General features: G+C 72.8%; 16 protein-coding genes. 9 read left to right on the plus strand and 7 right to left on the minus strand.

Features of this window, described 5'->3' with window-relative positions:
- Window positions 1-28 precede the first annotated feature (28 nt).
- Genes ASG76_RS04555 through ASG76_RS04585 form a run of 7 tightly spaced genes read right to left on the minus strand, consistent with a single transcriptional unit; the run spans window position 29 to window position 5952 of the window.
- On the minus strand, window positions 29-820 hold the full coding sequence (locus ASG76_RS04555; RefSeq protein WP_200948057.1) for an ABC transporter permease: 792 nt from the start codon (window positions 818-820) through the stop codon (window positions 29-31).
- Between the two features lie 10 nt (window positions 821-830).
- Entirely contained in the window at window positions 831-1658 is an 828-nt protein-coding gene (locus ASG76_RS04560) for an ABC transporter permease (protein WP_082587245.1), read from the minus strand.
- Window positions 1658-2572 carry an ABC transporter ATP-binding protein gene (locus ASG76_RS04565; RefSeq protein ID WP_056600624.1) on the minus strand — a complete coding sequence of 305 codons (915 nt, stop codon included), beginning with the start codon at window positions 2570-2572 and terminating at the stop codon, window positions 1658-1660. The genes ASG76_RS04560 and ASG76_RS04565 overlap by 1 nt, the downstream gene beginning before the upstream one ends.
- Before the next feature lie 53 nt (window positions 2573-2625).
- On the minus strand, window positions 2626-3087 hold the full coding sequence (locus ASG76_RS04570; protein ID WP_056600626.1) for a hypothetical protein: 462 nt from the start codon (window positions 3085-3087) through the stop codon (window positions 2626-2628).
- Between the two features lie 5 nt (window positions 3088-3092).
- A complete protein-coding gene (locus tag ASG76_RS04575; RefSeq protein ID WP_056600628.1) occupies window positions 3093-4535 on the minus strand; it encodes a hypothetical protein in 1443 nt (480 codons plus the stop codon).
- A complete protein-coding gene (locus ASG76_RS04580; protein ID WP_056600632.1) occupies window positions 4532-5500 on the minus strand; it encodes a hypothetical protein in 969 nt (322 codons plus the stop codon). The genes ASG76_RS04575 and ASG76_RS04580 overlap by 4 nt, the downstream gene beginning before the upstream one ends.
- Window positions 5497-5952 carry a WXG100 family type VII secretion target gene (locus ASG76_RS04585; RefSeq protein ID WP_157558940.1) on the minus strand — a complete coding sequence of 152 codons (456 nt, stop codon included), beginning with the start codon at window positions 5950-5952 and terminating at the stop codon, window positions 5497-5499. Before ASG76_RS04585 ends, ASG76_RS04580 begins: the two co-directional genes overlap by 4 nt.
- Before the next feature lie 134 nt (window positions 5953-6086).
- On the opposite strand from ASG76_RS04585, the gene ASG76_RS04590 reads away from it, so the two are divergent.
- From ASG76_RS04590 to ASG76_RS04630, 9 genes are all read left to right on the plus strand, one after another.
- Window positions 6087-6842 (plus strand): YqjF family protein, encoded by a 756-nt coding sequence (locus tag ASG76_RS04590; RefSeq protein WP_235529405.1) that lies wholly within the window; start codon window positions 6087-6089, stop codon window positions 6840-6842.
- Window positions 6843-6933: 91 nt separating this feature from the next.
- Window positions 6934-7182 (plus strand): PspC domain-containing protein, encoded by a 249-nt coding sequence (locus ASG76_RS04595; RefSeq protein WP_056600635.1) that lies wholly within the window; start codon window positions 6934-6936, stop codon window positions 7180-7182.
- A 110-nt stretch (window positions 7183-7292) separates the two neighbouring features.
- Window positions 7293-7655 carry a YciI family protein gene (locus tag ASG76_RS04600; protein ID WP_235529406.1) on the plus strand — a complete coding sequence of 121 codons (363 nt, stop codon included), beginning with the start codon at window positions 7293-7295 and terminating at the stop codon, window positions 7653-7655.
- Between the two features lie 23 nt (window positions 7656-7678).
- Window positions 7679-8959: an RNA polymerase sigma factor gene (locus ASG76_RS04605; RefSeq protein ID WP_056600639.1), complete on the plus strand. Its 1281-nt coding sequence runs from the start codon at window positions 7679-7681 to the stop codon at window positions 8957-8959.
- A gap of 171 nt (window positions 8960-9130) precedes the next feature.
- The gene (locus ASG76_RS04610; RefSeq protein WP_056600642.1) at window positions 9131-10264 is read left to right on the plus strand and encodes a family 16 glycosylhydrolase; all 1134 of its coding nucleotides are present in this window, start codon (window positions 9131-9133) and stop codon (window positions 10262-10264) included.
- A 47-nt stretch (window positions 10265-10311) separates the two neighbouring features.
- Window positions 10312-11208, plus strand: a complete 897-nt coding sequence (locus ASG76_RS04615) for an NAD-dependent epimerase/dehydratase family protein (protein WP_056600644.1) — start codon at window positions 10312-10314, stop codon at window positions 11206-11208.
- Between the two features lie 134 nt (window positions 11209-11342).
- Complete coding sequence (locus ASG76_RS19000) at window positions 11343-11561, plus strand: hypothetical protein (RefSeq protein ID WP_056600646.1); 219 nt, start codon at window positions 11343-11345, stop codon at window positions 11559-11561.
- 389 nt (window positions 11562-11950) lie between these two features.
- Entirely contained in the window at window positions 11951-16495 is a 4545-nt protein-coding gene (locus ASG76_RS04625; RefSeq protein WP_056600650.1) for an ATP-dependent helicase, read from the plus strand.
- The gene (locus ASG76_RS04630) at window positions 16488-17282 is read left to right on the plus strand and encodes a DNA-formamidopyrimidine glycosylase family protein (RefSeq protein WP_056600652.1); all 795 of its coding nucleotides are present in this window, start codon (window positions 16488-16490) and stop codon (window positions 17280-17282) included. The genes ASG76_RS04625 and ASG76_RS04630 overlap by 8 nt, the downstream gene beginning before the upstream one ends.
- The last annotated feature ends 20 nt before the right edge of the window (window positions 17283-17302 follow it).

A 17302-nucleotide genomic window follows, 5' to 3' on the forward strand; every position in this document is an offset into this window, starting at 1 on the left:
GCCCCCGAACCTAGCCCCGCGACCGCCCTCAGGTCAGCAGCAACGCGTCCAGCCGACGGCGTACGACGAGCAGGCCGACGACGCCCATCACGACGAGGTAGACGACCGAGACGCCCGACCCCCACGTGACGACGCCAGTGGTGAGCTCACGGCACAGCACGACCCCGCGGTAGAGAGGACTCGCCTCCACGACCCAGCGCAGCACGCCGTCACCGAAGGCCTCGACGGGGAAGAACGTCGCGGAGAAGAGGAACAGCGGCATCTGCGCCAGCGTGATCTTGTCGAAGTCCTGCCAGGACTTCATCCAGGTCGTCAGCGCCATGCAGACGGCCGAGAAGGCGAACGCGATCAGCACCGTCGCCGGCAGCGCCAGCACGGCCCACCACGAGTCGACCAGGCCCATCGCGAGCATCACCAGCAGGAAGGCCGCGGAGTAGACCGAGCCGCGCAGCAGGCCCCACGTGATCTCGCCGCGGGCGATGTCGCCGGTCGAGAGCGGGGTGGCGAGCACCTGGTCGTAGAGCTTCTCGTACTTCAGCTTGAAGAAGACGTTGAACGTCGAGTCGAGCAGGGCGCCGTTGAAGGCGGAGGTGGCGAGCATCGCCGGGGCCACGAAGGCGGCGTAGGGCACCTGCTCGCCGTGGAACTCGAAGCTGTCGATGAGCTGGCCGACGCCGACGCCGATGGAGAACAGGTAGAGCACGGGCTCCAGGAAGCCGGTGAGGAAGAGCTTCCAGGCCGACTTGTAGACGATGAAGTTGCGCAGCACCAGCAGGCGGGCTGCGCCCACCGGCGTGAGGGGTGCGGGTATCCCGGTCACGAGTGCCACCTCAGACCTCCAGCCGCTTGTCGAGCCCGGTCACGGCCCAGCGCCAGCCGATCGCGCAGAGCGCGACGAGCACGCCCGCGTTGAGCGCGGCGAGCGGCCAGTCGACGGTGTCGAGGCAGAGCATCCGCGACAGCGAGACGCCGTGCCACAGCGGCGTCAGCCGCGCGACCCACTCGAGCACCGGGCCCAGGTTGGAGATCGGGAAGAAGGCGCCGGAGAAGAGCGTCAGCGGCAGCACGCCGAGGCGGAACAGCAGCCCGAAGCCCTCCTCGGACCGCAGCCGCGCGGAGTAGCCGAACGCGAGCGTCGCGAAGGCGGTGCCGACCAGCACCTGCACGACCCACGCCAGGACCGGCCCCCACCAGCTCTCGAAGACGCCGAAGGGCGCCAGCACCAGCATGAAGACCGCGCAGGCCGAGGCCACCCGGAACACGACGAAGAGCAGGAACGCGTTGACCAGGTCGCGCACCGCCAGGGGCGTCGCGAGCTGGGCGAAGAAGGTCTTGTGCCACTTGATGGCGCCCATGACGGGGTACGTCGACTCGCTGACCGCGATCGTCATCGCGTGCGCCGCCACCAGGCCCGGCACGATGAACGCGAGGTAGGACGTGGCGCCCTCCAGCCGGTCGGGGTCGGCGTCGATGAACCCGCCGAGCAGCACGCCCATGGCGAGGACGTAGAAGAGCGGGGTGGCGAACGAGTTCGCCACTCCCCCGCGCCAGGTGCGCTTGTAGACGGTGAGCCAGTAGTCGTACTGGCGCGCGACTCCCTCGCGCGCCGAGAGGCGGGCCGCGGGACGGGGCGCGGGACGCGCGTCGGTGGCGGCCATCAGTCGGCCAGGCTCCGGCCGGTGAGGCGCAGGAAGACGTCCTCGAGGGTGGAGCGGCGCACCAGCGTCGCGATCGGCTGCAGCCCGCGCTCGAGCACCGCGGTGACGACCTCCTCCCCGCGGTCGCTGTAGACCAGCAGCCGGTCGGGCAGCACCTCGACGCGGTCACCGAGGTCCTCGACCTTCGCTGCCAGCGCCTCGTGCTCGCCGACGCCGAAGCGCAGCTCGGCCACCTCGCGGGTGGAGTGGGCATCGATCAGCTCGCGCGGCGAACCCTCCGCGGCGATCAGCCCCTTGTCCATCACGACGAGGCGGTCGCACAGCTGCTCGGCCTCGTCCATGTAGTGCGTGGTGATCACGAGCGTGACGCCGGCCTGCTTGAGCCGGAAGAGCTGGTCCCACAGCACGTGGCGCGCCTGCGGGTCGAGGCCGGTGGTGGGCTCGTCGAGCAGCAGCACGTCGGGGTTGTTGATCAGGCTGCGCGCGATCGTCAGGCGGCGCTTCATGCCGCCCGACAGGTCCTCGACCTTGGCCTTGGCCTTGTCGGTGATCTGCGCGAACTCGAGCAGCTCACGCGCCCGCTCGCGACAGGTGGCGCGGTCGATGCCGAAGTAGCGGCCGTAGATGTAGAGGTTGTCGAAGACGTTGAGCTCGTTGTCGAGCGTGTCCTCCTGCGGGCAGACGCCGAGCCGACCACGGATCGCCGGGCCGTCGGTGGCCGGGTCCATGCCCAGGATCCGCAGCTCCCCCGAGGTCACCGGGCTCACCGAGGCGATCATCCGCATGGTGCTGGACTTGCCGGCGCCGTTGGGCCCGAGGAAGCCGAAGGCCTCGCCCCTGAGGACCTCGACGTCGATGCCCTTCACTGCCTCGAAGTCACCGAACGACTTGCGCAGGCCACGGGCCGAGATCATCGCTTCCGTCACGGTCGCGACCCTAGATCAGGCCGACGACAGCGCGGTAACCGTTACTCCGTGACCGGCCGGGGCCCCCACTGCTCGACGTAGGTGTCGTGCTGACGGCTGTGCTCGGTGAAGTCGTAGGGGGACCCGCCGCCGCGGACCAGCTCGCCCGAGGCGTCCTCGACCGTCACGAACACCTCGTCGACCGGCGCGAGGCGGCTCTTCCAGATGATCTCGGCGACCTGGTCCATCACCGAGGCGTCGCCGGTCGACCGCGTCCGGAGCTCGACCTGGACTCCGGCTCCGTTGGTCGGGGAGTCGCTGTAGGTCTCCAGGGTGGCCAGCTCCCTGACGTCGGGCAGCGCCTCGACGTCGGCCCGCACGGCCGCCAGCTCCTCGGTGCACTCGCCGCACCCCCGCGCGCTCGGATCGGTCGTCGAGGGGTCGGCCCCGCCGTCGGAGGACGTGCAGGCCGTCAGCGCCAGGAGGGCTGACAGCACGGCGACCAGGGTGGTGATGCGCAGCATGGACCTCATCCTCGGGTGATCTGGTAGGTCGAGACGCCCTCGACCGTTCCGTGACCGAGGTAGCCATCCTGCTGCATCTGCCGGACCTGGTCCTGGATGGAGCCGTTGGTCGACGCGTCGGCGGCCGCGGCACCGTTGGCGTAGTGCCGGATGGCGTGGTTGTCGCCCACGTCGCTCGAGCCCTCGTCGAACTTCACCGTGGTGCGGTTGGGCTGGTCGGGGTTGTCCTCGCCGTCGAGCAGCGGCACGGCATCGCCGCGGTTCTCGAAGTGGATGGCGCTGGTGCTGCTCGGCAGGTCGGGCACCTGCGCGGTCGGCGACCCGGCGGTGACGACGTGCTGCACGTTGAAGTGCCGGGTGAAGTCGGGGTCCGCGGCCAGCGACGTGGACACCATGCCGCCCTGGGAGTGGCCGACGAGCATGACGTCCTTGCCCTCCAGCCCGGCAGCGAGCATGGCCTGCTGGATGCCCCGGCCGTAGGCGGTGTCCAGGCCGCCGATGAGCTGGTAGTTGGTCTCCATGTCGCGGGCGTGCTCGCCGTCCTGCGGGATCGGGCTCATGTCGTCGGTGCCGGGGATGTAGACGATGTAGCGCTCGTGGCCGTTCTCCATGATCTTCTGGATCTGGATCGCGCCGTGGGCGTCCGGATCCTTCTGGTCGACCAGGTTGGCGTCGTTGAGCGACAGCATCAGGTCCTCGAGCGAGTGCGGAGCGTGGCTCTGGTTGAAGGTCGGGTCGATGCCGTCGAGGTGGGTGACGTCGTAGTCGGTGCTGTTGCCGAGCAGCAGCGCGAGGAGCCGGGCGGCGTCGTTGGTCGTCGCCCGGTCGATCGGGCCGTCGCCGGGGTCGAGCAGGCCGAGGCCCGGCACGAGCGACCCGAGCAGCCCGCCGCCACCGTTGATGAGGTGCTGGGCCATCTCGGGGTGGTCGTGGAGGAACTGTCCGAGGTCCTCCGCGATCCGCGCCTCGAGCGCCGCCTGCTCCTGCGGGGAGAGCGTGGAGAAGTAGGCGTAGCCGGCACCGCCGGCGAGCACGAGCGCGGGCAGTGAGGCCAGCGCCGCCGGCAGCAGCAGCTGCCCCAGCGCGTTGTCGAGCATCTCGACCGCGTGCTTCGAGAGTGAGTCGCTCGCCTGGAAGGCCGCCACCACCGCGCGTACGGCGAGCGCGTCGGCCTCGATCCCGAGGGCTCGCACCGTCAGGCCGTTGACCCCCGTGGTGGCGTCGAGCACCTGCACCTCGGCGTCGCCGAACGAGACCGGCGACAGGATCGCCGACTCGAGCAGGTCGCCGTTGGCCATGATCTTCGCGCCGAGGCCGGCCATCTCGACGAAGTCGCCGGCCTGGCGCTCGTAGCGCTCGGCCAGCGCCAGCATCTGCTCGTAGCCCGCGTGGACCCCGTGCGACCCGCCAGAGACCGACTCGATCGGGGGGAGGCCGCGGCCGCTCACGACGTCACCTCCGCTGCCCGGACGGCCAGCTCCCGCGGCAGGTCGACCACGCTCGTCCGCTCGATGCGGACCATGTTCCAGCCGTCGCGGGCGAAGGGGGTGAGGGCCCGCCAGCCGTCGTGGAACAGCACCCACTCGACGATGCCGGCGCCGGGTCGACCTCGTGCGCTGCGGCCCATGACAGCGGCGTGGAGCCGGCCGCGCGACGCGCTCTCGAGCTGCTCGTGCCAGCGGCGTACGTCCGGGTCGTCGGCGGTCTCGAGCACCTGGGTCGAGTCGCCCGCCAGCGTCATCCCGGAGTAGTCGGACACCATCTGGTCGAGGAGCTCGAGGCGGCGGCGCTCCACGGCCTCGCCGGTGGCGAGCAGGAGGTCCCACGGCGTCTCGACGACGTCGGGGAGCGGCTCGTCGAGAGTCGCGGCGCTGAGCGTGCGGGTGTCGACGTAGGCGGCGCGACCGAGCTCGAGCCACCAGTCGTCGGCGGAGAGCCACGACAGCTCGAAGGCGTGGCCGTCGGCGGTGGAGAGGCAGACCACCCAGTCGTCGAGGTTGCGGTGCCAGCTGCGCACGCGGACCTTGCCGCGGCGCAGCGAGACGAGCATCTCGAGCTCGACCGCGAGGACCGGCGCGTGCCACACGGTGAGGACCGCGCGGCCCTCCTCCGTGGGCACGCCGTCGGCGACGAGGCCCGAGGCGGCAAGCACCTCGTCGAGGTCGCTCTCCCCCACCTCCGGCGCGACCGGGTCGTCAGTGACGGGTGCGCCGGGCTCGCGGTCGAGGGAGCCGAGCCGGTCACCGAGGTTGTCGAGCGACCCGCTCGAGGCGAGCACCTGCGGGGCCGGCGAGTCCACGCCGGCCACGTCGGCGAAGCGGTCCAGCGCAGCGCGCGAGAGGCGTACGCGGCGCGGGACGACCGCGAGCTGCTCGACCTCCTGGCCCTGGGCGTCGAGCAGGATCGTGCTCATCGTCCGCCTCCCGGCAGCTGGTCGGGCACGTCGAGCCAGTCCTTGTGCCCCTCGGGCGGCGGTCGGAAGCTGGACAGCATCTCGTCGACCGGGTCGGGAACCACCTTCTTGACCAGGTCGATCGCCGCATCCGCGAGCGAGGCCAACCGCGACCTGGCGCCCTCGATGAGCCCGCGGACACGGTGGGCGATCTCCCGGATCAGGTCCTTGAGGCGGTCGACCTCGTCGGCGTGGCGGCGCAGCGCCTGGGCGGCGTCGTCGTGCTCGTCGGCCGTCCTGCGCAGCGCCACGGCCCGCTCGGCCATCCGCTCGCGCATCGCCTGCGCCGCGCGGCCCTCCCACACGACCGTCTCGGACGCGGCGACCAGCTGGTCCGCGTCGCGGCGGACCTCGCTGCCCTGCTCGCTCATCTGCTGCGCGAGCCGGCGGATGACACCGGTGTCTCCATACATCTGGACCTCCTCGGCCACGTGCGGTCCGACGCACTGGGGTGCAGGTGCCCGGCGGCGCGGACGCCGAAACCAGCCGTCACGCCGTTGTGGACGACGAGCCCGCGCGCCTTCCCCCGGCTGCCTAGGCTGGCGACGTGAGCGACCCTGTCGTCGAGCCCGTGTCGGCGTGCCCTCCGCCCCTGCGCGGCACCGTGATGATGAACCAGTCGTGGCGCGACCTGACCTTCCTCCACTGGGCGGTCGACCCCGCGCGCGTCGCCCACCACATGCCCCCCGGGGTGCGCCCCGACACGCTCGACGGAGCGACGTACGTCGGGCTCATCCCGTTCCGGATGGTCGACGCGGGCGTCGGCCGGGGCCCGGGCGTCCCGTGGCTCGGCACGTTCCTCGAGACCAACGTCCGCCTCTACTCCGTCGACGAGACGGGTCGCCGCGGCATCGTCTTCCTCAGCCTCGACGCCGACCGCTCGGCGGTGGTGCTCGGCGCCCGCGCCGCGTTCGGCCTGCCCTACCGGTGGGCGCGGATGCGTTACTCGCGCAGCGGCGACGTGCACACCTACGACGCCCGGCTGCGCCACCCGGGCACCCGGGCGTCGAGCCACGTCGCGGTCCGGGTGGGTGCACCACGGCGGAGCACCGGGCTCGACGACTTCCTGAGCGCGCGGTGGGGACTGCACGTGCGCTGGTGGGGACGCACCCTCTACGTGCCCAACCAGCACGAGCCGTGGCCCGTCCACGACGCCGAGGTCGTCGCGCTGGAGGACGGGCTGATGGCCTCGGTCGGCCTGCCCGACCTGGCGTCACGACCGCCCGACCACGTGGCATTCAGCCCCGGCGTCTTCACCGAGTTCGGCCTGCCCGGGGACGCCCGCCGGGGCCGTACGCCCTGAGCCCAGGGACGCACCGGGGGTGGCCCCGATGGCGCCGGCGCCCGGGAGGGAGCACGCTGGGGTGAAACGTCGATCAACCGGAGGAACCACCATGGACGACATCCGCGCCGCCTTCGCCCGCCAGGGCCTCGTCAGGTCGAGCAGCGCCGGCGTCCTCGGCGGCGTCTGCGCCGGCCTCGGGCGTCGACTGGGCCTCACGCCGTGGATCGCTCGCCTGCTCTTCGTGGTGGTGCTGATGGTCCTGCCCGGGAGCCAGCTCCTCGTCTATCCCGCGCTGTGGGTCCTGATGCCCGCCGACGACAGCGTCGCCGCGGCGGCCGCCGACACCCGCGAGCGGTAGAGGCGAAAAGAATTCTGCGTCAGATGTCGAAGACGCTGGCGCCCGTTCGACGTGTGTGCGAGAACCACCTCATCGACCCACCACCAGGAGTGATCGCAATGCCTCGTTTCATGGGATTCGTCAGGATGGAGGAGGGCATCGGCATGCCGCCGCAGTCCCTCTTCGACGCGATGGACGTCTACATCGGCGAGCGTGCCGCCAACGGCACGTTCATCGACGGCGGCGGCCTCTACGGCACCGAGGACGCGGTCAACTTCGTCGTCCGCAAGGGCGAGGTCAGCCGCGTGGACGGGCCGTACGCCGAGGCCAAGGAGGTCGTCGGGGGCTGGTCGCTGCTGGAGTACGCCAGCCTCGAGGACGCCGTCGCCGACCAGCAGGCGTTCGCCGAGCTGCACGCGAAGCACTGGCCCGAGGTCACGGTCGTGGCGACCCTGCGCCAGGTCTCCGAGGGCCCGGAAGCCGCGGACGACTGACCGCGACTCACTACGCTGGCCCGGTGCCGGGCCAGCGCGAGGGGGACGACGTCGCCGAGGCGGTGCGTGCCGCGTGGCGGGCCGACTCGGCCCGCCTCGTCGGCGCCCTCACCCGGATCACCCGCGACGTCGAGCTCGCCGCCGACCTCGCCCAGGACGCGCTCGTCGCCGCGCTCGAGCAGTGGCCGGCGTCGGGGGTGCCGGACAACCCGGCCGCGTGGCTGATGACCACCGCCAGGCGCCGCGCCGTCGACCACTTCCGCCGCAGCGACACGCTGCGGCGCAAGGTCGCCGAGCTGGAGGGCGCGCAGCGCCGGGAGGAGGCGGACGTGCCCGACCTCGACGACCAGCTCGACCCCATCGACGACGACGTCCTGCGCCTGGTCTTCCTCTCCTGCCACCCGTCCCTCTCACCGGAGTCGCGGGCCGCCCTCACGCTGCGCCTGGTCGGCGGGCTCACCACGGCGGAGGTCGCACGCGGGTTCCTCGCGAGCGAGACCGCGATGGGCCAGCGCATCTCGCGGGCCAAGCGCACGCTCTCGAGCGGTCCCCTCGACCTCGAGCTGCCGACAGGCGCCGAGCGCACGGCCCGCCTCGACGACGTGATGGCCGTGATCTACCTGATCTTCAACGAGGGCTACACCGCGACGTCCGGCACCGACTGGATGCGGCCCGACATGGCCGCCGAGGCGGTGCGGCTGGCACGGATGCTGGCCGCGCTGGCTCCCGACGAGCCGGAGGTCCACGGCCTGCAGGCGCTCCTGGAGATCCAGGGGTCGCGGACCGCCGCGCGCCTGGACGCCGACGGCTCACCGGTGCTCCTGGAGGCGCAGGACCGCACCCGGTGGGACCGGCTGATGATCCGTCGCGGGCTGGCTGCGCTGCAGCGCGCGGAGGCGCTCGCCGCGCGCGGCACGCCCGTCGGGACCTACGTCATCCAGGCCTCGATCGCCGCCCAGCACGCCCGTGCCCAGCGCGCCGACGACACCGACTGGCGGCGCATCGCCGCTCTCTACGACGTCCTGGCCGAGGCGGCACCGGGGCCCGTCGTCGAGGTCAACCGGGCTGTCGCCCACGGCCGCGCACATGGTGCCGCGGCGGGCCTCGCCGTCCTCGGGGCCGTCGACGTGCACGCGCTGGGCTCCTCGCCGCTCCTCCCGAGCGTGCGCGGTGACCTGCTGGAGCGCGCGGGCCGGCACGCGGAGGCGGCCGCGTCGTTCGACGAGGCCGCCGCGAGCACCCGCAACGAGGGCGAGCGCACGGTCCTGCTCCGACGTGCCGGGGACAACCGCGCGCGGTCGTAGTCGCGACCCACAACCAACGAGCGGTCGGCGGCGTCCCACCGGGGCAACGGCACGCCCGCTCGGCGCCCTCTGGCCCGACCCGACCGCAAGGCCCTCATGTCCCCTCGCTCCCCACACCGCCTCATCGCCGCCGGCGCCCTCGCGCTGGCCCTCCCCTGTTCCCTCCTTGCTGTGTCGGCTCCCGCGGCCACCGCCGCCGGGGTGGACGTGCCGACCAACGTGTCGTCGACCACGAAGGGCATCCAGCGCATCAGGCTGGAGGTCCTGCCCGCGATCGTCCAGCAGGGCGGCCGCGTCGCCAGCCCCGACGCCGCACGAGCAGCGGTGGTCGCCGTCGTACGACCTGTGCGGGCGGGCCGCAAGGTGCAGGTCCAGGTCCGGCGGGACTCGTGGTGGGAGGCCGTCGCGCTGACCCGCCAGGACGGCCGCGGCCGCGCGCAGCTCGCGGCGCCTGTCTCCGAGGACGGCCAGGCACTCACCTACCGCGTCAAGGCGATGGCGGCCGGCGGCCTGCGCGCCTTCAAGAGCCGTCCGGTGAGCACGGAGCGGTGGCTGGCCCCCACCTGGACCGACGAGTTCAGCGGCACGCACCTCGGCCCGGAGTGGAACCACCGGGGGCTGGAGCACCTGAGCGTCAGCCGCCGCACCTGTTCCAAGGGCGACCCGCGCGCGGTCCGCGTCGAGGGCGGCGCGGTGCGGCTCAGCGTCATCACCGACCCGGACGCCACCACGCGGTGCCGCATCCGCGGGCGCGACGCCGCGCCCGGCCGCTACGCCTACCGCCTCAGCGGCCACATCGGCACCCAGGGATCGTTCTCCTTCAAGTACGGCGTCGCTGCCGCGCGGGTGAAGTTCCAGCGTCGACGCGGCCAGCACGGGGCCTTCTGGATGCAGCCGGCCGACGGCATGCACCCGGGCGCCGCCGGCAGCGAGATCGACGTCGCGGAGTACTTCGGCGACCACCATCCCCGCGGCGGGCTGGCCACGTTCGTCCACCGCTACGTCGGGATGCGCCGCGTCTCGACAGGCGGCTGGATCCCCCGCTCGGCCTCCTTCCTCCGGAGCAGGCACGACGGCTGGTCGCGGAACTACCACGTCTTCTCCGTGGAGTGGACGCCCCGCCAGCTCGTCTACCGCATCGACGGCAAGGAGACCGCCCGCGTGGCCCGCGGGGTCTCCGACGTGCGCCAGTTCCCGGTGCTGAGCCTCATCGCCGCCGACTACGAGATCCCGAAGATCCGCGAGCGCCAGCTCCCGCAGCACATGTACGTCGACTGGGTCAGGGTCTGGGAGACCGGGTCCTGAGCGGACGTGGTGGCGCGCACCTTGCCCAGTCACGGTAGGAAGGGAGCATGCGCATCTTCTTCACCGGTGGCAGCGGCAAGGCGGGGCGGCACGTCGCCCCCTACCTCGCTGCGCAGGGCCACCAGGTCACCAACGCCGACCTCGTCCCGCTGGGCCACCCCGACGTCGCCGACCTCCAGGTCGACCTGACCGATGCCGGTCAGGTCTACTCCGCGCTCGCCGGGCTCGCCACCTTCGACGAGCTCGACCTGCCCGAGAAGCCCTCCTACGACGCGGTCGTGCACTTCGCCGCGGTGCCCGCGATCCTGCGCACGGCCGACTCGGCGACGTACGCCACCAACGTGCTCAGCACCTACCACGTGCTGGAGGCAGCGACCCGCCTCGGCATCGGCAAGGTCGTCTTCGCCTCCTCGGAGACGACCTACGGCGTCTGCTTCGCCCAGGGCGAGCGCAAGCCGCTCTACGTCCCGGTCGACGAGGAGCACCCCACCGTGCCGGAGGACTCCTACGCGATGTCCAAGGTTGCCAACGAGGTGACCGCCCGGTCGTTCCAGGCGCGCTCCGGCACCGACGTCTACGGACTGCGCATCAACAACGTCATCGAGCCGCACGAGTACGCCGAGATGTTCCCGGCCTTCCTCGACGACCCGTCGCTGCGGCGCCGCAACATCTTTGCCTACATCGACGTGCGCGACCTGGGCCAGATGGTGCAGCGGTGCCTCGAGACCGACGGGCTCGGCTACGAGGTCTTCAACGTGGCGAACGCTGACATGTCGGTCGCCGCCACCACCTCGGAGGTCGTGGAGTGCTTTTACGACGGCGTGGAGGTGCGCCGCGAGATGGGTCGCGACGAGACGTTCTACGCCATCGACAAGGCGCGCGAGCTGGTCGGATTCGACCCGCAGCACTCGTGGCGCGAGGTCCTCGACGACCCGCGGTCCTAGCAGGTGGGTGCGGGCCCGAGCGAGGGCGCGGGCCGCTCTGCGGAATTTCCGGCCGGGGTGCATCCAGTGACGGACCTCACGCGGAGAGGGTGGTAACGGGTGGACCACCACCCACCGAGAGAAGGATCCGTCACATGAAGCGCATTCTCGTCGCAGTCGCCGTCGCCGCCCTCTCCACCGTTGGCCTCGCTGGCACCGCCTCCGCCGCCCCCGCCGACGCCGCCTGCTTCGGTCAGGTGCACAGGACCGTCAACAGCGGCGGCGTGCCCGGGTTCGACAACGTCGGCCAGCTCGTCCAGGCCCTCGGTGGCGGCCAGGCGAAGAACACGCTCGCCGGCAGCCTCTGCGAGTAGCTCGTCCGCCCCACGAACGGCGGCCCGGATCCCGGATCCGGGCCGCCGTTCGCATCAGCGCAGCACCAAGGCGCAGTACCAAGGCGTGAGATTGCACCGAACCGCAGCGCTTTCGCTCGTCCCGGGGCCCAGACTGCAGGCGGAAGCGACGGTACCTCGGGTATTGGGGGCGCGGCTTCCGGTCTGAGCCGCTCATGGTCACGCACCCTGGGCGGCTTCGTCCGTCGGGCTTCCCCCAGCCGAGCGCCGCGAAGCCGGAGGACGACGGATGTGACCCAGCCCTGCGGTCCTGGCACCGAGCCCGGACATCCGGTGCGCCCGACCGGTGCGCGAGGCGTCCAGCCCTCGGGGCGGGGCGGTTGTCGTACGCCGGTGACAGACTGCAACCCATGACCGCCCTCGACCGCTTCAGCGCGCCCACGCGTGCGTGGTTCGAGGCGTCGTTCGCAGGGCCGACCCCCGCGCAGGAGGGTGCCTGGTCGAGCATCGCCGAGGGCAGGCACGCCCTCGTGGTCGCGCCCACCGGCAGCGGCAAGACGCTGAGTGCGTTCCTCCACGCCATCGACCGCCTACTGAGCTCCGAGCGTCCCGACGACAAGTCGAGACGCACCCGCGTGCTCTACATCTCCCCGCTCAAGGCGCTCGGCGTCGACGTCGAGCGCAACCTGCGCGCTCCCCTCACCGGCATCCGCAACACCGCCGAGCGGCTCGAGACCGTGGTGCCCGAGGTGACGGTCGGGCTCCGCTCGGGCGACACCAGTCCCGCTGACCGGCGCAAGCTCGGCACCACGCCGCCCGACATCCTCATCACCACGCCCGAGTCGCTCTTCCTGATGCTCACCAGCCAGGCGCGCGAGACGCTCCGCGGCGTCGACACGATCATCATCGACGAGGTCCACGCGGTCGCCGGCACCAAGCGCGGCGCCCACCTCGCGATCAGCCTCGAGCGCCTCGACGCGATGCTCGAGCGCCCCGCCCAGCGCATCGGCCTGAGCGCGACGGTCCGCCCGCTGGACGAGGTGGCCCGCTTCCTCGGCGGCACCCAGCCGGTCGAGATCGTCTCCCCGCCCAGCACCAAGGAGTGGGACCTGCGCGTCGTCGTGCCCGTCGAGGACATGACGATGCCGGGCGACTACGACGAGGACTCCGGGGACCCGGGTCGCGCCACGAGCATCTGGCCCCACGTCGAGGAGCACGTCGTCGACCTGGTCGAGCAGCACCGCTCGACCATCGTCTTCGCCAACTCCCGCCGCCTCGCCGAGCGCCTCACCGCCCGGCTCAACGAGATCGCCACCGAGCGAGCCGAGGCGCGCGCGGGCGGGGAGGGCGGCGAGGTCCGGGACGAGGCGACGCGACCGCCGGCACAGGTCATGGCGCAGTCGGGGCAGAGCAGCGGCGCGGGCACGATCATCGCCAAGGCCCACCACGGCTCGGTGTCGAAGGAGCAGCGCGCGGTCATCGAGGACGACCTCAAGCGCGGTCGCCTGCCCGCGGTGGTGGCGACCAGCAGCCTCGAGCTCGGCATCGACATGGGCTCGGTCGACCTCGTCGTCCAGATCGAGTCGCCGCCCAGCGTCGCCAGCGCGCTGCAGCGCGTGGGCCGGGCCGGCCACCAGGTCGGCGAGGTCAGCCGCGGCGTCCTGTTCCCCAAGCACCGCGGCGACCTGGCGCAGACGGCCGTGTCGGTGGAGCGCATGCGCAGCGGCGCCATCGAGAAGCTCTCGGTGCCGGCCAACCCGCTCGACGTACTCGCCCAGCAGGTGGTGGCGATGCTCGCGATGGACGAGTGGGACGTCGACGAGATGTACGCCCTGATGTCGCGCGCCGCCTCCTACTCCCAGCTCCCGCGCACCGCCTTCGACGCCACGCTCGACCTGCTCAGCGGCCGCTACCCCAGCGACGAGTTCGCCGAGCTGCGCCCCCGCATCGTGTGGGACCGCGTCACCGGCACCCTCAGCGGGCGTCCGGGCGCGCAGCGGCTGGCGGTCACCAGCGGCGGCACGATCCCCGACCGCGGCCTGTTCGGCGTGTTCCTGGTCGGTGAGAAGGCCAGCCGCGTCGGCGAGCTCGACGAGGAGATGGTCTACGAGTCACGCGTCGGCGACGTGTTCGCCCTCGGCGCCACCAGCTGGCGCATCGAGGACATCACCCACGACCGGGTGCTCGTCACCCCGGCGCCGGGGATCCCCGGGAGGCTGCCGTTCTGGAAGGGCGACGCCCTCGGGCGACCTGCCGAGCTCGGTGCCGCTGTGGGTGCGTTCACCCGCGAGCTCGCCGCACTGCCGCCGGCCCAGGCCATCGCCACCGTGCGCGAGCGCGGGCTCGACACCAACGCCGCCACCAACCTCGTCACCTACCTCGGCGAGCAGCGCGAGGCCACGCAGGTGGTGCCCCACGACACCCAGGTGCTCGTCGAGCGCTTCCGCGACGAGCTCGGCGACTGGCGCCTGGTCGTCCACTCCCCCTACGGCACGCCGGTCCACGCGCCGTGGGCGCTGGCCATCAACGCCCGGCTGCGCGAGCGCTTCGACGTCGACGGCCAGGCGGTGGCCTCCGACGACGGCATCGTGATCCGCATCCCCGACACCGACGCCGAGCCGCCCACCGGCGAGATCATCGTCTTCGAGCCCGAGGAGATCGAGCAGCTCGTCACCCAGGAGGTCGGCGGCTCGGCGCTGTTCGCCAGCCGGTTCCGCGAGTGCGCGGCCCGCGCCCTGCTCCTCCCCCGGCGCGACCCCGGGCGCCGCAGCCCGCTGTGGCAGCAGCGCCAGCGCAGCGCGCAGCTGCTCGAGGTCGCCTCGAAGTACCCTGCCTTCCCGATCGTGCTCGAAGCCGTGCGCGAGTGTCTCCAGGACGTCTACGACCTGCCGGCGCTCGTCACCCTGCTGGGTCGCGTGCAGCGCCGCGAGGTGACGGTCGTCGACGTGGCCACCACCTCGCCCAGCCCCTTCGCCCGCAGCCTGCTCTTCGGCTACGTCGCCCAGTTCGTCTACGAGGGCGACTCCCCCATCGCCGAGCGCCGCGCCGCCGCGCTGTCGCTCGACCAGGGCCTGCTCGCGGAGCTCCTCGGCCGCGCCGAGCTGCGCGAGCTCCTCGACCCGGAGGTGCTCGCCGAGGTCGAGGCCGAGCTCCAGTGGCTCGCCGACGAGCGGCGTGCCCGCAGCGCCGAGTCCGTGGCCGACCTCCTGCGGCTGGTGGGCCCGCTGTCCACCGACGAGATCCGCGCGCGGGCGGTCGACGGGTCCGACGTCGAGGCCTGGCTGAGCCTGCTGGCCGACGCGCGCCGCGTGGTGCAGGTGCGGATGGCCGGCGAGGACCGCTGGACCGCGATCGAGGACATCGGCCGCCTGCGCGACGGGCTGGGCGTGCCAGTGCCGGTCGGCACGCCCGACGCCTTCCTCGAGCTGCCCGAGGACCCGCTCGGTGACCTGGTGTCGCGCTACGCCCGCAGTCACGGCCCCTTCACGACCGCAGAGGTCGCCAGCCGCCTGGGGCTCGGCGAGGCCGTCGCCCGCCAGACCCTCCAGCGCCTGGCCCACCGCGGGCGCGTGCTCGACGGCGAGTTCCGCCCCTCCGGCTCCGGCACCGAGTGGTGCGACGCCGAGGTGCTGCGCAAGCTGCGCCGGCGCTCGCTCGCCCGGCTGCGCCAGGAGATCGAGCCGGTCAGCCACGACGCCGTGGCTCGGTTCCTCCCTGCCTGGCAGCGCGTGGGCGGCGGCCTGCGCGGCATCGACGGGGTGGTCGCCGCGATCGACCAGCTCGCCGGCTGCCCGGTGCCCGCGAGCGCTCTCGAGCCGCTGGTGCTCGCCGCTCGCGTGCGCGACTACGAGCCGTCCATGCTCGACGAGCTCACCGCCTCGGGCGAGGTCATCTGGACCGGCCACGCCCCGCTGCCCGGCAGCGACGGCTGGGTCAGCCTCCACCTCGCCGACCAGTCCCACCTCACGCTGCCCGAGGTCGAGGGCGACGAGCCCACCGGTCTGCAGCGCGCCGTCCTCGACCTGCTCGACGGCGGCGGTGCCTGGTTCTTCCGCCAGCTGGCGGACCGGGTGGGCTCGACCAGCGACCCCGAGCTGTCGGCAGCCCTGTGGGAGCTGGTGTGGCGCGGCCTGGTCACCAACGACACCCTCACCCCGCTGCGCGCGCTGGTCCGCAGCGGCACGCCCTCGCACCGCACCCGGCGTACGCCGCCGCGCATGGGCCGCACGACCGGTGGCCGCATGCCGGCGCGCACCGGTCCCCCCGAGACCGCCGGCCGCTGGGCGCTGCTCCCCCAGCGCGACGGTGACCCCACCCGGCGCGCGCACGCCCGTGCCGAGCACCTGCTCGAGCGCCACGGCGTCGTCACCCGCGGCGCGGTCATGAGCGAGCGGGTGGCCGGCGGCTTCGCCGGCGTCTACAAGGTGCTGAGCGCGTTCGAGGACTCCGGGCGGTGCCGGCGCGGCTACTTCATCGAGGGCCTGGGCGCCGCGCAGTTCGGCAGCGCGGGCGCGATCGACCGCCTGCGCACCTTCGCCGAGCCCGACAGCGCCACCTCGGGCGCGAAGCCGGTGGTGGTCGCGCTGGCCGCGACCGACCCCGCCAACGCCTTCGGCGCGGCGCTGCCGTGGCCCGACCCCGTCGATGCCGACCGGGCCGGGCACCGTCCGGGTCGCAAGGCCGGCGCGCTGGTCGTCACGGTCGACGGCGCACTGACGGTCTACGTCGAGCGCGGGGGTCGCACGCTGCTCACCTGGGACGACGACGTGGACGTGCTGACGCCCGCGATGTCCGCGCTGGCCGACGCCGCCCGACGCGGCGCGCTCGGGCGGCTCACCGTCGAGAAGGCCGACGGGCAGGCGCTCATCGGCAGTGGCGGCGAGACCCCCGTGCGGCTCGCACTCTCCGCGGCCGGCTTCGTCGCGACCCCGAAGGGACTGAGGCTGCGTGCCTGAGGGCGACACCGTCTACCGCGCCGCGGCCAAGCTCGACCGCGCCCTCACGGGGCACCGGTTGACGCTCACCGACTTCCGCGTGCCGGGCTACGCCACCTGGGACCTCACCGGCGGCACGGTCATCCGCACCCTGGCGCGGGGCAAGCACCTGCTCACCCGCATCGACGCCGACCGGGCCTGGACGCTCCACACCCACCTCAAGATGGAGGGCTCGTGGCACGTCTACCCCGAGGGCGAGAAGTGGCGGCGGCCCGCCGACCAGGTCCGGGTCGTGCTCGGCATCGAGGCCCGCAAGGCGGTGGGGTTCTCGCTCGGCATCGTGGAGATCGTGCCCCGCCACGACGAGGCCGCGCTCGTGGCGCACCTCGGGCCGGACCTGCTCGGCCCGGACTGGGACGAGGAGCGCGCGCTGGTCAACCTGCGCAGCGAGCCGGCGAGGCCGATCAACCAGGCGCTGCTCGACCAGCGCAACCTCGCCGGGGTCGGCAACATGTACATGGCCGAGCTCTGCTTCACCAGCGGCGTCCACCCCGCCACCCCGCTCGCCGAGGTGCGCGACCTGCCCCGCCTGGTGCGCCGGGCCAAGCAGATGCTCGAGGTCAACAAGGAGCGGGCGATCCAGACCACGACGGGCGACCTGCGACCGCGCGAGCGCATGTGGGTCTACCGACGCGACACCTCGCCGTGCCGCCGCTGCGGCACCACGATCCGGGTCGACATGCTGGGCGAACCGGGCCGCGAGCGGGCGACGTACTGGTGTCCGAGCTGCCAGCCGGCAGCGTCCTGACGGAGCAGGTCCCCCGACGG

Source organism: Nocardioides sp. Soil774, assembly GCF_001428125.1.
Lineage (GTDB): Bacteria > Actinomycetota > Actinomycetes > Propionibacteriales > Nocardioidaceae > Nocardioides.